Genomic DNA, 15378 nt, shown 5'->3' with positions numbered 1-15378 from the left:
ATTATCCATTATGATATTAATGTTTATAGGATTAATTATTAGATTTATCCATATTCAATTAATGCAGGGTTCTACACTTTCAGTGTCTGCTACTGAACAATATTACTATGAAGAGGATATAAGTAATATTAACTTTAAGTTGCTTGATCGAAATGACAATAACCTTTTTGAAAGTACATTAAAATATTATGTAGTGATAGATCCATTAACTTTTTATACATTAAACGAGGAAGCAGCTTTTATTTCAATGAAAAATGTATCTTATATACTGCGAAGTTTTAATAGAGATTATGATATTTCTTTATTACAATATGAAATTGAAAATGGAAATAAACAATATGAAATTGATAAAGAATGTTATGAAAAGTTAAAAAATATAGAAGATGTAAGAGGAATGTATATATACGAATATACTGAATATAAAAAGTATAATGATTGGAATATAAAGAATATACTAGCTAGTGGAGTAAAATATTCTGATAATTCAAAGCTGAAAGATGAGGGAACCTTAGAAAGAGAAATATATGAATATATTAAGAATAATAAAAAAGAGCAATTAAAGCTTGAAAAGGATGTTAGTGGTAATGTTGTTAAAAAAGTATTTAGTGACATAAAAGGTAATAATAATGTAGTTACAACCCTAGATTATCATATTCAAAAAAAAGTAGAAGAGATTCTAAAAAGTAAAAATTATGAAGAATACGGCCAAATTGGAGCAGTATTAATGGAAAGCAGCACTGGGGATATATTATCAATGGCGCAGAAAAATGATAATCTATCTAATGTAAATATCGGAATACCTAGTGGGAATGGTTTTTTACTTGGTTCTACCTTTAAANNTATACTATATGAAGCAGCTTTAGAAAATCAACTAGTAGGAAGAGATGAAAAGTTCTATTTAAAGGGAATTTTCCCCAAAAGCATTGAAAAGCTAGGTTCATATAATATGGAGCAAGCATACATAGCATCTTCTAATGATACTTTTGCTCAGATTGGATGGAAGGTTGGAATGGATAGAATATATGAATTATCTAATAGATTAGGCTTATTCAACAAGACGCTAAATCTTCAAGATGAGAAAAGTGGAACTATAGAAGGATATAAGGTAGAAAACAACTTAGATATCATTACTAATACATCTATAGGACAAACGGTGAGAACTACACCTCTAGCAGCATTATCCATTCCTAATACAGTAGTTAATGGTGGTAAATATATTAAACCTAAAATTATAAATAAAATAATAAGTGAAGAAGGTAAAATTTTAAAGAAGTATGAAAGTGAATCTATAGAGATATTCAGTGAAAGTACTGCTAATATAATTAAAGAAGGTATGATAGGTGTAGTAAATGATGAGCTTGGTACAGGAAGCAATTCTAAAATAGATAATATAGAAATTGGCGGCAAAACTGGAACTACTGAATATTTGAATGGAGATAAAAAGTGTTCTGATGGGTGGTTTGCAGGTTTTTTCAAATATGATAACAAGTATTATTCCATGGTTATATATTTACCACAGATAGAAGAAGAGAGCGGTAGTAGTCAAGTTGCATGTTCTGTATTTAAGGATATAGTAGAAAATTTAATTCAGAGTGATATTGTGAAATTAAATTAAAGTTAGATTTTACATTGTATAATATACCTAAAATTTAAAATTTTTCTTTCAAATAAATATTACCATATAGTCACTTTTCCCCTAAAGTAAACATATTATAATAATAAGCACTATTAGGGGGAGCATAAATGTTTTGCTTGAGTTGGTTATTGAATGTAATTAGCGAATATGCCTTACTTACAGGATATGTTTCAGGAAATAACTCTTTTCCACAGCCACTTACAGAAGTAGAAGAAAAAGAATATTTACAGAGATTAAAAGATGGAGATCCTGAAGCAAAGGGTGTCTTAGTTGAAAGAAATCTAAGATTAGTAGCACACATAGTAAAAAAATATTCATTTCCGGGGAAAGAAGTGGATGATTTAATATCAATTGGAACAGTAGGATTAATTAAGGCAATAGATTCATTTGATATGGATAAGGGAACTAGGTTAGCAACTTATGCTGCAAGATGTATAGAAAATGAGATTCTTATGCTCATTAGAAACAATAAGAAAATTAGAAGTGAAGTATATTTGCAAGATCCTATAGGTCTAGACAAAGAAGGAAATGAAATATCCCTTATGGACATATTAAGTAGTGATAAAGATTCCATTTTGGAGGTAGTGGAAAATAAGATACAAGTGAAAAAATTATATTGTATACTGGAAACATGTCTTCAAGAAAGAGAGAGAAGAATAATAGAAATGAGGTACGGGTTAATAGATGGGAAACCAAAAACTCAAAGAGAGATAGCTTCAATATTAGGTATTTCAAGATCCTATGTATCTAGAATAGAAAAAAGAGCATTGAAGAAACTACTTAAGGAGTTAAATTGTGGAGAAAGCTAATAATATATATTAATTAAATATTTACTATATAATTATATTTATATTATAAAAGGTATTGATATGTATTGATTTATAAACATATATGAATCAATACATATCATATTTTTTAGAAAACTTTAACTAATGTTAAAGAATTATATAAATATAAATATATTTAATACGATTATATAAATTGATATATTAATTAAAATTATAGTAAACTTAATGTAAAGTAGATAATTATAAATATAACAATGTAGGTTGAAATGTATTTTATTATATGTAAGGAGATAAAAATGGAACTAAAGGAACTTTTAAAATATGTGGTTAAAAATCAAGGTTCAGATTTGCATCTGTCTGTAGGAGCACCTCCTATTCTACGAAAAAATGGAGAATTAATAAATGTAATAGAAGAAGTTTTATCTGAAGAAATAGTTAAGAAATATAGTAAGGAAATCCTTGGAGAAGATTACTTTATATATAATGAAATAGGGGAGAGAGATATACTATATACTCTACCAGATGTAGGCAGATATAGGGTTAATGTGTATAAAGAAAGAAGTTTTGATACTATTGCGATTAGAGTAATACCAGTAAAAGTTCCAACTCTAGAAGATTTAAATATGCCTACAATTATAAAGGAATTTACAAATAAAAAGGATGGCTTAATTCTTATAACTGGTCCAACTGGAAGTGGTAAGAGTACTACTATGGCAGCTATGATAAATGAGATAAATTCAAATAAAAAAACTCATATTGTCACTTTGGAGGATCCTATAGAGTATTTACATAATCATAAGAAATCTCTAATTAATCAACGGGAAATAGGAAGGGATACGGAAAGCTATGATAGTGGGCTAAGAGCCATACTTAGAGAAGATCCAGATGTAATTTTAGTTGGAGAAATAAGAGATTTAGAAACTATGTCAGCAGTACTTCTAGCAGCAGAAACAGGACATCTAGTAATTTCTACATTACATACCATAAGTGCCTACAAAACAATTGATAGAATCATAAATTATTTTCCGTCAGAACAGCAATTAAGGATAAGAAATCAGCTTTCTACGGTGTTAAAAGGTATAGTATGTCAAAGATTATTTAAGAAGGTAGATGGTAGTGGAAGAATTGCAGCTCTTGAAGTAATGGTTAATACCCCAGCAGTTCAAAATTTAATTAGAGAAGGGAAAATACATCAAATACCATCAACTATGGAAACTTCGTCAAAATATGGTATGCAGACTATGGAAATGGCTATAAGTAAAATTATCAGATATATTGATAAAGAAGAACTATAAACAGAGTTCTTTGTTTCTTCGAAAACCTATAATATCAATGGTATAGGGAATTTAACTATTGTGTTTTTTTTAATTAAGTTTTATACTATAGATAGAATATAAATGATTAAATGGCGTATTTATAATATATTGAGATAATTTCGTTATTTACCTGTATATGGTAGTAAGTATTATAGAGACTAGCCATTGTATAAATATATTCTAAAAATATTCTACTATTTTGAAGGAATTTCATTTTTCATGTTGAATATACCTTTGTACACTGTAAACTTCTTAGGGAGTAGAATGTGGGAGGAATATGTTATATGAATAATTACATTGTTGGAATAGATATAAGTTCTTCAAAGGTATGTGGAGTAGTTGGAAGATTAGACCAAGAAAACAAAATACAAATTATGGGAATTACTACTTCAGATTATGAGGGAGCTAAGGATAATGTAATGTTGGATGAAGAGGATATTTCTTGTATTTTACGCAATGTAGTAGAGCGTTTAAAGGAAATTGTAAATTCACCATTAGAAGAAGCATACTTATCTGTACCAATTTCTTTATGTGAAATCGTAAAGACTAAAGGTGTTTTGTCTTTCCCAGAAATGAAAGAGATTAGCAAAGAAGATATATTAAATGTAGGAGAAGTTGCAAAGTTTTGTGTTGGCAAGGAGCAAGAAATTGTTCAAGTTGATATTGAAGAATACATAGTTGATTCTATGAAGAATATTACTAATCCATTAGGAATGAAAGGGAAGGTGCTAGAATCAGAAGGCAACGCATTTATACTAAGTAAAAAATATGTTGATGGATATAAAAAATGTTTAAAAGAAACTGGAATCGAGATAAAGGGATGGGTAGTTAATGCCATAGGTATAAGCAAGGATATAATTGAAAATCTTGAACTTGCTAAAGGTGTATCAATTATCGATATTGGAAGTTCTAATATGGAAATTACAGTTTTTAAAAATAATAGATTCTTAGATTACTTTTCAGTACCCTTAGGTGGTAATAATATTACAAATGATATTTCTATTTGCCTAAAGTTATCATTACAAGATAGTGAAAGATTAAAATTTAAATGTAATACTTTATTGAAAGATAATTCAACTGAAAATCATAAAATAAAGATTAACACTAGTGAAAATAGTATAGTGGAAATTAATTATGAAATGTTAGTAGATATAATAGGTGAAAGAGTTAAAGAACTACTTGAAATAATAAATAAGCGCATTGAAAAAGAGCAATTAAGTGATCAAATTGGCAGTTTCGTAATTGTTGGAGGTGGAATATCTTTATTTAGAGATATTACGACTATAGCTTCAGAAATATTAGGAAAGCCAGTTAGAATAGGTGTTCCAAATTATGTTGGAGCAGCAAACCCAATATATTCAACAGCTACAGGAATCATAAGAGATGTTTTAAGCAAAGAAGAAATATTTAATAAAGAGAAAAGTTCCTGTGAAAGTTGTAATGAAAAGTTGAGTAGTAGCAATAATAGAAGTAAAGAAAATAAGTTTATAACAAGACTAAAAGGAATTCTAAAGAGTTTTTCTAATGAGGAGGTAATAAAGTGATTGATTTCGATGTTCAAAATGATGATTTATGTAAAATTAAAGTTGTAGGTTGTGGTGGCGGTGGAAACAACGCTGTAAATAGAATGATTGAAGAAGGACTTAAAAATGTTGAATTCATAGGTATTAATACAGATAAACAAGCATTAGTTTTATCTAAGGCTGAGTTTAAAATTCAATTAGGAGACAAGCTTACTAGAGGCTTAGGTGCAGGTGCAAATCCTGAAATAGGAAGAAAAGCAGCAGAAGAAAGTAAGGAAGAAATAATTGAAGCATTAAAAGGTGCAGATATGGTATTTGTTACTTGTGGAATGGGTGGAGGAACTGGTACAGGAGCTGCACCAGTAGTAGCAGAAATAGCTAAATCTATGGGGATTTTAACTGTAGGTGTTGTAACTAAACCTTTCCCTTTTGAAGGAAGAAAAAGAATGATTCATGCAGAAGCTGGAATTAAGGCTTTAAAGGAATCAGTTGATACATTAGTAACAATTCCAAATGAAAGATTATTATCTCTTGTGGATAAAAAAACTACTCTTGTAGAATCTTTTAGAAAAGCAGATGATGTTTTAAAACAAGGTGTACAAGGTATTTCTGACTTAATAACTATACCAGGATTAATTAACTTGGACTTTGCAGATATAAGCACTATTATGGTTAATAAAGGACTTGCTCATATGGGAGTAGGTGTTGGAACTGGCGATAATAGAGCACAAGATGCTGCAAGAGAAGCAATAGCAAGTCCACTTTTAGAAACTTCAATTATAGGAGCAACTGGAGTACTTTTAAATGTTACTGGGGGAGCTGATTTGTCTTTGTTAGAAATTAATGAAGCTGCACAAATAGTACAGGAAGAAGCTGATCCAGATGCAAATATTATATTTGGGGCTGTAATTGATGAGAGCTTAAATGATGAGATAAGAATAACAGTTATTGCTACTGGATTTGATTGTGAAAAAGCTAAAATGGAAAGTGGAGTAAGTTTTGACACTATTAAAAGTCAAGGTTCTAAATCAGAAGTAGCAGCAACTCAATCAAACGATACTGCTACATCTTCAAAAGATGAAAGTGAAGACTTTACAGTTCCTACATGGCTAAGAAAAAGCATGAGATAATATAAGATTATTATGTATTTTATTAAGAGGCTATTGTAAGATGATTTTTAATCATTTTGCAATAGTCTCTTCTTATTTAAATTTTAAAAGTTCCATGCAAAGGGTGAAATGTGACTAAATGTATTACATTTCCCCCTTTTATTATTTCAAGGACTTTTGTTTAATTTACATAGTTTATTTTTGAACTGATACTTAATTTAAAAAAAAAATCGTAAAATGACATAATTTTCTAGTAATAATATGAAATTTTACCATATGATTTTACAAATTTTACATTAAGCAACCTATATAATAATCTTTAAGGGGGTAAATAAAATGGTAGTGTATTTAGATATGCTTTTGTTAGAAAATTTTTTAGTGAATTTATTTTTACTAACAATAACTATGCAAACTATAAAAAAGAAGGTTTCAATGGGTAGGTTAATGCTAAGTTCAGCTATTGGTGCTTCATATGTTTTTGCTATAGTTATTCCTAAACTACAGTTTTTTACATCTACGCCCTTTAAAATATTAGTAGCTCTACTGATGATGATAATATCTATTAAAGATAAATGTATGGGTGAAGTATTAAAAGCTACTGGAATATTTATATTGTATTCTGTACTTCTTGCAGGAATGTCTTTTTATATAGCCATAAAAGATAATCCATCTTTATCATCAAGTACTATGATATATAATTTTTCCTATAAAAACCTTATATTGTCTTTAATGATTATTTATATGTTAATTTATAAGTTAACTGTATATGTAAAAGATAGACGCTCATTAACTAATTATGTATATACTACTGAAATATGTGTCGATAATGTGAAGACTATAATAAAAGCCTTTCTAGATACAGGTAATGAACTTAGAGAACCAGCAACAAATTTGCCTGTAATAATCGTAGAAAAGAAGTTTTTTAAAGATTTAAATTTAAAGAACCATAGCATATATAACATTCCTTACTCTGTGGTAAGTGGATATAATGGAAAACTTATTGGAATTAGACCAGATAGTGTGAAGATAAACATTAATGGAGATATAAAAGAAGAAAGTTTGATATTGGCATTTTGTGATAATAAGCTTAGCAAACATAGTGATTATAATGGACTTTTACCAAGGGGGATTATAGAATAGGAGGAATTTTTATGAATAAGATATCAAAGAAAATTTTAGAAATGAGAAATGGGTTGCAGGGCATACTAAGTAGATTTTTAAGTAAGTTTAAAGGCTTTGCAAAATCAATTTACTACATAGGGGGAAATGATGCATTACCACCACCATTGACTAAAGAAGAAGAGGAAGTATTGGTAGAAAACCTAGAAATGGGAGATGAAAGCATAAGATCCATCTTAATTGAACGTAACTTAAGATTGGTAGTTTATATAGCAAGAAAATTTGAAAATACAGGAGTAAATGTAGAGGATTTAATATCAGTAGGAACTATAGGACTTATAAAAGCCGTAAACACCTTTGCGCCGGAAAAGAAGATTAAATTAGCAACATATTCTTCTAGATGCATAGAAAATGAAATACTTATGTATCTAAGGAGAAATAATAAGATAAAAACAGAAATATCTTTTTATGAGCCATTAAATATTGATTGGGATGGAAACGAGCTGTTATTATCCGATATATTAGGAACTGATAGTAATGTAGTATATAACTATATAGAAGAAGAAGTAGATAAGCAACTTCTTGGAATTGCTATGGATAAATTAAATAGTAGGGAGAAAGAAATAATAGAGTTGAGATTTGGACTAAATGGAATTACAGAAAAAACCCAGAAGGAAGTTGCCGATATGCTTGGTATATCTCAATCCTACATTTCTAGACTGGAAAAAAGAATAATTAAGAGACTTAAAAAAGAAATTAATAAAATGTTATAAGGTTGTCTTTAGTATAAAAAAGCTACATCAGGAAATAATTTTAATGTAATTATTCTGAAGGGAATGAGACCTTATGATGATTAATAAAGTAGAAATTTGTGGAGTGAATACTTCGAAACTACCTGTATTAAAAGAGAAGGAAATGAGGGAACTACTAATCAAGATAAAGCAAGGTGATAAGGGCTGTAGAGAGGATTTTATAAAAGGAAATCTAAGGTTAGTATTAAGTGTAATTCAAAGATTTAATAACAGAGGGGAAAATGTAGATGACTTATTTCAAGTAGGTTGCATAGGTTTAATGAAGGCTATTGACAATTTTGATTTAAGTCAAAATGTTAGATTTTCCACTTATGCAGTACCGATGATAATTGGAGAAATTAGAAGATACCTTCGGGATAATAACTCTATTAGAGTAAGTAGATCCTTAAGAGATATTGCTTATAAGGCATTACAAGTGAGAGATAAGCTTGTTAACAAGGATAATAAGGAGCCAACTATCTCTCAAATTGCAAAAGAACTAGAAATACCTAAAGAAGAGATAGTATTTGCACTAGATGCAATTCAAGACCCCATTTCATTATTTGAACCTATTTACCATGATGGTGGAGATGCCATATTTGTTATGGATCAAATTAGTGATAGTAAGAATTTAGATGATGGATGGCTTGAAAATATATCAATAAAAGAAGGTATGAAGAAGCTTACAGATAGGGAAAAACTAATCTTAAACTTAAGATTTTTTCAAGGAAGAACCCAAATGGAGGTTGCTGATGAAATTGGAATATCTCAAGCTCAGGTTTCAAGATTGGAAAAGACAGCACTTAAACATATGAGGAAACACGTGTAATATGCTTATTTACAGGTAGGTAGCTTAATTTAGAATTAAAACTAGTTGCAATAGTTTATGTAATGAAATCATATTATATTAAAATTTACATTGCAATGAAGTTAAAATTTAAAATTTATGACTCAGCAAAAAGGAGCCTTGGCTCCTTTTTGTTTTATAAGATATTATAGATTTAGAATATGTGGATAATTTGATATGAGCCTTTGTATTAAAATAAATATTTATATCTTATACAATATATTGAATATGTAAGCTTAAAATTATGAAAATTTCAAATTGAATAAAATTTGATTAAAAGATAGTTGTTCTGTTAAACTATTTTTAGGAGAGATATTATTTAACTTATGTGTTAAATTTTTTTGAATTTATCATATTGATAGACAAAAACAGGGTTTTGTAATTTATTCACAAAATAAGTTATCGTAGGATAAATTATTTGAGAAGATTTTAGTAATTCTTAAATATTAGATTAAGTTAAGTATATATTTGAAATTGAGGTGATGGAACAGTGGAAGGCGAAAGAATAAAGGAAATGATGATTCAGAGAAAAAATATGAAGTATAGATTAGTTTTTCAAGGAATTATTGTAGGCTTAGTAACAGGAGTAGTAATAGTACTTAATAGGATACTAATAAATAAATTCTCGCTACTTTTTAATAATTTTTATTCATGGGGAAATAAGGATTTATTAAAAGCGATTTTAGTTATTGGAATTTTAGCAACTATTGGAATAATAGTAGGAATCATGGTTAAACAGGAAGGCATGATTTCAGGAAGCGGTATTCCGCAAGTAAAAGGACGAGTTATAAATAAATTAAAAATGAATTGGTCTAGAATATTAATATACAAGTTTATTGGAGGATTTTTAGCTTTGTCAGCTGGACTTTCTGTTGGTAGAGAAGGTCCTTCAGTTCAAATTGGAGCTTCAATAGGTGAAGGAGTTGGAGAAAAAAATTATAAAAATATGCCAGTTAAAAAGGAATTTTTAATAACAGCTGGAGCGTCGGCAGGTTTGTCTGCTGCTTTTAATTCACCTTTATCTGGAATAATCTTTGCATTAGAAGAAATTCATAGAAATTTTTCTCCATTAGTATTATTGACGGTTATGCCGGCGGCTATAACTGCAGATTTTGTTACAAAAAGATTTTTAGGCATTGAGCCAGCTTTAACTGTGGGTGCAATGGATGCATTGCCATTAAGTTATTATTGGATTTTAATTATATTAGGTATTTTAACAGGAATAATGGGAGTTATATTTTCAAAAGGAATATACTTATTTCAAGATTTATATTCTAAATTTAAAAATATACCTCAAGAAGTAAAAATAATGATCCCTTTTGTACTAACAGCAATTATTGGATTGACAGCACCTATGTTATTAGGTGGAGGTCATGAGCTGATATTACATTTAGCATTAGAAGAAAAATCAATCTTATTTTTAACAATAATATACATAGTTAAATTTTTATTACTTTTAATTTGTTTTGGCTCTGGGGTACCAGGTGGGATATTCTTACCAATGTTATTGTTAGGAGCAATTATAGGAGCCATAGTTGGAAGTTTTTCAATAGATGTTTTTGGAATAAACAGCTCATATATTATTAACTTTATAGCTTTAGGTATGGCAGGATATTTTGCATCTGTAGTAAAAGCTCCTATAACGGGAATTGTTCTTATAATGGAAATGACAGGTTCCTTTAATCATTTGTTGTCTTTATCAGTAGTAGTTATAATTTCATACGTTACTTCAGAGTTGTTAAGAAATGAACCAATTTATGAGGTTCTATTAGAAAGGTTGCTAAAAAGGGTTGGATTAACTAAAGAGGAAAGTGACAGTAAAAAGACCATATTAGAATTTTGTATTGAAATGGGAAGTATAGGTGAAGGAAAATTTATAAGTGAAGTTCATTGGCCGAAGGGTTGTCTTCTTGTCTCTATAAAAAGAGGAGAAAAAGAAATAATACCAACAGGTAATGTAAAATTAATAGGTGGAGATTATATAGTTGTTTTAGTAAATGTAGATAGACGATGTTTTATAATAGAAGAAATAAATAAACTTACTTTAGTATAAAAAGAGAGCTTAGGCTCTTTTTTATGTTCTATATTATTTAAAAGAGAATATAGATTAAATGATATAAAATTTAAGGAGGGAGTTTTTTATGGAAACTTCAATGTTTGCGATAAATAGTTTAAAAACTATGGAGATAATAGATATTAACACAGGTACTAAACTTGGATATATAAAAGATTTTAAAGTTAATTGTGAAGAATATAAATTAGAAGCAATAATACTTCCAACACAGAAATCTGGATGGTTTTCAAAAAATGAAGATATAGAATTGCCTTGGGAGAGAATTAAAAAAATTGGAGTAGATGTTATTTTAGTAGATGGAGAGGGTATTGTTGAAAATAATTAGGAGAAAATAATTAATTATATACAAATAGTGAATACTTTGTGTATAATCGTAGTATAAACAGAAAAAACTTAGAGGATGTGATTATAGTGAAGTGTCCTTATTGCAATGGAGAAGAAAGTAAGGTTGTAGATTCTAGAGCAACAGAAGATGATGGTGCAATTAGACGTAGAAGAGAATGTCTTAATTGCAATAAAAGATATACTACCTATGAAAAAATAGAGGATATACAAATATTTGTTATAAAAAGAAACTTAACTAGAGAGTTATTTAACAGGGATAAAATCATAAGTGGTGTTATAAGAGCCTGTGAGAAAAGACCTGTATCAAGATTAGAGATAGAAAACTTAGTAAATTCAATTGAAAAAAGACTTAATAATACCATGACTAGTGAAATAAGATCCGAGGAAATAGGAGAATTAATATTGGAGAAATTAAGGTATATGGATGAAGTTGCTTATATAAGATTTGCATCTGTATATAGAAAGTTTGATGATATTAATAGTTTTATAGAAGAGATAAAGGGTTTAAGTGGTGATAAGTAATATGAGATCCTATAACATAGAAAATAATGAATTTCTGACCTATGATTTAGGTGATATAACCATTGGATTTTCTACAGCAAAAAATAATTTAAACTTTAATAAAGCATTTAATGAAGGAAAATCTAGTTTAAATAATTTAAAAAAGTGGTTTAAAGTAAATGAGGTTGTATATTTAAATCAAGTTCATGGAACCAAAGTATTTTTTTACGAAGAAAATATGGATATAGTAAACTATGATGGAGATGGTATTGTAACAAAAGAAAAACAGATTGCTATAGGGGTATTTACAGCGGATTGTGTACCAATAATTTTAGTAGATACTAAAAATAAAGTAATAGCAGCTCTTCATAGTGGTTGGAAAGGAACTTTGAATAATATAGTTTCTAAAGGACTTAAAGTTATGAAAGAAAATTATGGGTGTGATCATAGCTATATTAAAGCTTTTATAGGACCTCATAATAAAAGCTGTTGCTATGAAGTAAGCCAGGAGCTTATAGATAATTTCAAGGATTGTGATTTATTTAAAAATCAACAGATTAATTATGGTAGAAATTTAGATTTACAAAAGTGTGTAGAGATACAGTTAATGAATGAAGGTATCAAAAATAATAATATAGTATGTTTAAATTTATGTACATACTGTAGCAAGGATAAAAAGTTATATTCATATAGAAAAGAAGAAGAATCTCATGGTAGGTTATTTTCATTTGTATTTATCCATGAGTCTAAGGAGTGATATTTATGGAGAAAACAATATTAGTAGTTGATGATGAGGCACATATTCAGGAACTAATTAAATTTAATTTAACTAAGAATGGATTTAAGGTTATAACTGCTGATAATGGAATTGATGCGTTAAAAATAGCTGAAGATGAAAAACCAGATTTAATATTTTTAGACCTTATGTTGCCGGGGATAGATGGATTAGAAGTATGCAAGGCTATTAGAAAAAATTCATATATAGAGTCTACACCAATAATTATGATTACAGCAAAAGGTGAGGAATTAGACAAGATTTTAGGCTTAGAGTTAGGAGCAGATGATTATATAACAAAACCTTTTTCAGTGAGGGAACTAGTAGCTAGAGCTAAAGCTATATTAAGAAGAACTAGTTTTAAACAAGAAGATAATAGCTTTAAATTTGGAGATATAAGTATAGATTATCAAAAACATGAAGTATATAAAGGAAAAGAAAAAATAGAACTTACATTAAAAGAGTTTGAACTTTTAGAAATACTGATAAAAAACAAAGGAAAAGTTATGACAAGAGATTTTCTTTTAGATAAGATATGGGGCTACGAATATGTAGGAGAAACTAGAACTGTAGATGTCCATGTGAGACATTTAAGACAAAAGATAGAAGATAATGATAAAAATCCAATTTATATTCAAACTATTAGAGGTATAGGATATAAATTTAATTCTGGGGAAAGTTATGAAAGATAATTCACAAAGAACTATGAAAAAAAGGCTAATGCTAAGTGTTTTTGCGGCATTAGTTTTTGTACTAGGATTTTTAACTATAGTATTTTATACAATAGTTACCTATGAAAGTGAAGAAAGTTCTAAAGAACAATTAAATGTTTATGCTTATTTAATAAGTGAGCAGTTACACAACATTGATCAGGCGAGTTTTTCTAATATAGTAGATAAAATGAAAAATTTGAATATTAGAATTACTATTATAAATAGCAATGGAACTGCCCAATTTGATTCTTTAGGGAATGTGGAAAAATTAATAAATTATAATTATAAAGATGAAGTTATCATGGCTAAATCTAAAGGAAACGGTACTACTACTAGATATAGTGATAGGGAAGGAACTTATGTTATTTACTATGCTGTAGCTATAGAAGATGGTATAGTAGTTAGAGTTTCAACCCCTGTAAAAGCAACGCATAAATTAAATGGTACATATATAGTATGGTATGGTAGTGCTATAATTATAATGATTTTTATATCTCTTTGGATTGCTAATAAGTTATCATATATAATTGTTAAACCAATTAGGGATTTAGATGTTATTACTTCCATGATGACTAATGGAAATTTAAGTAGAAGAATTAAAATTACCACCAATGATGAGCTTGGTAAGTTAGCTTTAAACTTTAATCATATGGCAGATAGGCTTGAAAGTAGCTTACATGAGGTAAGTGAAAAGCAAAATAGACTTTCAGCTATTCTTCAAAGCATGGAAAGTGGCGTAATTGCTATAGATAATAGTCATAATATAATAATGATAAACAACTATGCAAAGAAAATTTTTAATATTAAAGAAGATGTAGTAGGCAATCCAGTTGAAAATATATGCAAAGAAGTCAATTTAAAGTTTATATTCTCTATGAGAGATAGAGATATTAAAGAGTTTAAGTTAAGTGCTCCTACTATAAAATTTCTTAGGGTTAGAACCGCAGATATTATAGTTCACAATCATCAACATATTGGAGCAGTAGCAGTAATACAAGATATTTCTGACTTGAAAAAGTTAGAAAATATGAGAACCGAATTTGTAGCTAATGTATCCCATGAACTTAAAACTCCTCTTACATCTATAAGAGGTTTTGCTGAGACTTTAAAAGAGGTAGACGATGATGAGACTAAGAAAAAATTTTTAACTATAATAAACGAAGAAGCAGAAAGACTTACCACACTTATATCAGATATATTATTGTTATCACAAATTGAACATAAGCAAGAATTTAAGAAAGAAGTATTTAATGTAAATAAAGCTATAGAGGATGTATTTTATTTAATGAAGAATACTGGTGAACAAAAGCAGGTACATGTAAGTATAGTAGGAGATGAGATACCTAATATTCTAGGAGATAAGGATAAATTTAAACAAATGCTTATAAATCTAGTAGATAATGCGATAAAATATAGTGAAGCCTTTGATACAGTAGTAATAACAAAGATAATTTATGACACTTACTTTAAAGTTATTGTAGAAGATAGTGGTATGGGAATTGCAAAAGAGTATATACCAAGACTTTTCGAAAGATTTTATAGGGTCGATAAAGCTAGGTCTAGGGCAAAAGGTGGGACAGGATTAGGGCTTGCTATAGTTAAACATATAATTATTGGTTTTAATGGTAGTATAGATGTAGAAAGTACTTTAGGCGTTGGTACAAAATTTATTATTACAATTCCATATCATATAGAAAAATAGAAATATTAAGATAAGATAATAAATTCATAAAAGGCTAGAGAGAAAATTCTCTAGTCTTTTTCACGTTTGAAACACAAAGAACTTGTTTATGTTAAGTATTATTAACCTAAGTAAAGTTTTTTTAATATATGTATAATAA

General features: G+C 28.4%; 14 protein-coding genes. All 14 read left to right on the top strand.

All coding sequences use genetic code 11. The features are described from left to right. Nucleotides 1–10: 10 nt before the first annotated feature. The 14 genes from B2671_RS05815 to B2671_RS05750 all read left to right on the top strand — a co-directional run bounded on the left by B2671_RS05815 (nucleotide 11) and on the right by B2671_RS05750 (nucleotide 15239). Nucleotides 11–1615 (top strand): penicillin-binding transpeptidase domain-containing protein, encoded by a 1605-nt coding sequence (locus tag B2671_RS05815; protein WP_422653223.1) that lies wholly within the window; start codon nucleotides 11–13, stop codon nucleotides 1613–1615. 128 nt (nucleotides 1616–1743) lie between these two features. Further along, nucleotides 1744–2445 (top strand): RNA polymerase sporulation sigma factor SigK, encoded by a 702-nt coding sequence (gene sigK, locus B2671_RS05810; protein WP_346869552.1) that lies wholly within the window; start codon nucleotides 1744–1746, stop codon nucleotides 2443–2445. Nucleotides 2446–2720: 275 nt separating this feature from the next. Continuing rightward, the gene (locus tag B2671_RS05805) at nucleotides 2721–3719 is read left to right on the top strand and encodes a type IV pilus twitching motility protein PilT (RefSeq protein WP_346869551.1); all 999 of its coding nucleotides are present in this window, start codon (nucleotides 2721–2723) and stop codon (nucleotides 3717–3719) included. 305 nt (nucleotides 3720–4024) lie between these two features. Further along, on the top strand, nucleotides 4025–5284 hold the full coding sequence (gene ftsA / locus B2671_RS05800) for a cell division protein FtsA (RefSeq protein ID WP_346869550.1): 1260 nt from the start codon (nucleotides 4025–4027) through the stop codon (nucleotides 5282–5284). Then, complete coding sequence (gene ftsZ / locus B2671_RS05795) at nucleotides 5281–6393, top strand: cell division protein FtsZ (protein ID WP_346869549.1); 1113 nt, start codon at nucleotides 5281–5283, stop codon at nucleotides 6391–6393. Before ftsA ends, ftsZ begins: the two co-directional genes overlap by 4 nt. Nucleotides 6394–6708: 315 nt before the next feature. Continuing rightward, entirely contained in the window at nucleotides 6709–7512 is an 804-nt protein-coding gene (spoIIGA, locus tag B2671_RS05790) for a sigma-E processing peptidase SpoIIGA (RefSeq protein WP_346869548.1), read from the top strand. A 41-nt stretch (nucleotides 7513–7553) separates the two neighbouring features. Next, on the top strand, nucleotides 7554–8264 hold the full coding sequence (gene sigE, locus B2671_RS05785) for an RNA polymerase sporulation sigma factor SigE (RefSeq protein WP_346869567.1): 711 nt from the start codon (nucleotides 7554–7556) through the stop codon (nucleotides 8262–8264). Between the two features lie 73 nt (nucleotides 8265–8337). Beyond that, nucleotides 8338–9111 carry an RNA polymerase sporulation sigma factor SigG gene (gene sigG, locus B2671_RS05780; protein WP_346869547.1) on the top strand — a complete coding sequence of 258 codons (774 nt, stop codon included), beginning with the start codon at nucleotides 8338–8340 and terminating at the stop codon, nucleotides 9109–9111. A 508-nt stretch (nucleotides 9112–9619) separates the two neighbouring features. Beyond that, nucleotides 9620–11182: a ClC family H(+)/Cl(-) exchange transporter gene (locus B2671_RS05775; RefSeq protein WP_414632613.1), complete on the top strand. Its 1563-nt coding sequence runs from the start codon at nucleotides 9620–9622 to the stop codon at nucleotides 11180–11182. 88 nt (nucleotides 11183–11270) lie between these two features. Then, the gene (locus B2671_RS05770) at nucleotides 11271–11528 is read left to right on the top strand and encodes a YlmC/YmxH family sporulation protein (RefSeq protein ID WP_346848320.1); all 258 of its coding nucleotides are present in this window, start codon (nucleotides 11271–11273) and stop codon (nucleotides 11526–11528) included. An 86-nt stretch (nucleotides 11529–11614) separates the two neighbouring features. Further along, nucleotides 11615–12070, top strand: coding sequence for a transcriptional regulator NrdR (nrdR, locus tag B2671_RS05765; protein WP_035132824.1), 456 nt, complete (start codon nucleotides 11615–11617; stop codon nucleotides 12068–12070). Nucleotide 12071: 1 nt separating this feature from the next. After that, nucleotides 12072–12806 carry a peptidoglycan editing factor PgeF gene (pgeF, locus tag B2671_RS05760; RefSeq protein ID WP_346869546.1) on the top strand — a complete coding sequence of 245 codons (735 nt, stop codon included), beginning with the start codon at nucleotides 12072–12074 and terminating at the stop codon, nucleotides 12804–12806. After that, nucleotides 12806–13516, top strand: coding sequence for a response regulator transcription factor (locus B2671_RS05755; RefSeq protein WP_346869565.1), 711 nt, complete (start codon nucleotides 12806–12808; stop codon nucleotides 13514–13516). The genes pgeF and B2671_RS05755 overlap by 1 nt, the downstream gene beginning before the upstream one ends. Further along, nucleotides 13506–15239, top strand: coding sequence for a HAMP domain-containing sensor histidine kinase (locus B2671_RS05750; RefSeq protein WP_346869545.1), 1734 nt, complete (start codon nucleotides 13506–13508; stop codon nucleotides 15237–15239). Before B2671_RS05755 ends, B2671_RS05750 begins: the two co-directional genes overlap by 11 nt. Nucleotides 15240–15378: the final 139 nt, after the last annotated feature.

It is taken from the genome of Clostridium sp. UBA5119, from assembly GCF_002414285.1.
Lineage (GTDB): Bacteria > Bacillota > Clostridia > Clostridiales > Clostridiaceae > Clostridium_J > Clostridium_J sulfidigenes.
The sequence above is the reverse complement of the archived record's forward strand: the minus strand, read 5'-3'. Positions and strand labels throughout refer to the sequence as shown.

Bases quoted from the DNA above. Each gene is read 5' to 3' on its own strand.
- sigK (WP_346869552.1), top strand. From the start codon at position 1,744: ATGTTTTGCTTGAGTTGGTTATTGAATGTAATTAGCGAATATGCCTTA.
- B2671_RS05805 (WP_346869551.1), top strand. From the start codon at position 2,721: ATGGAACTAAAGGAACTTTTAAAATATGTGGTTAAAAATCAAGGTTCA.
- ftsA (WP_346869550.1), top strand. From the start codon at position 4,025: ATGAATAATTACATTGTTGGAATAGATATAAGTTCTTCAAAGGTATGT.
- spoIIGA (WP_346869548.1), top strand. From the start codon at position 6,709: ATGGTAGTGTATTTAGATATGCTTTTGTTAGAAAATTTTTTAGTGAAT.
- sigE (WP_346869567.1), top strand. From the start codon at position 7,554: ATGAGAAATGGGTTGCAGGGCATACTAAGTAGATTTTTAAGTAAGTTT.
- sigG (WP_346869547.1), top strand. From the start codon at position 8,338: ATGATGATTAATAAAGTAGAAATTTGTGGAGTGAATACTTCGAAACTA.
- B2671_RS05770 (WP_346848320.1), top strand. From the start codon at position 11,271: ATGGAAACTTCAATGTTTGCGATAAATAGTTTAAAAACTATGGAGATA.
- pgeF (WP_346869546.1), top strand. From the start codon at position 12,072: ATGAGATCCTATAACATAGAAAATAATGAATTTCTGACCTATGATTTA.
- B2671_RS05750 (WP_346869545.1), top strand. From the start codon at position 13,506: ATGAAAGATAATTCACAAAGAACTATGAAAAAAAGGCTAATGCTAAGT.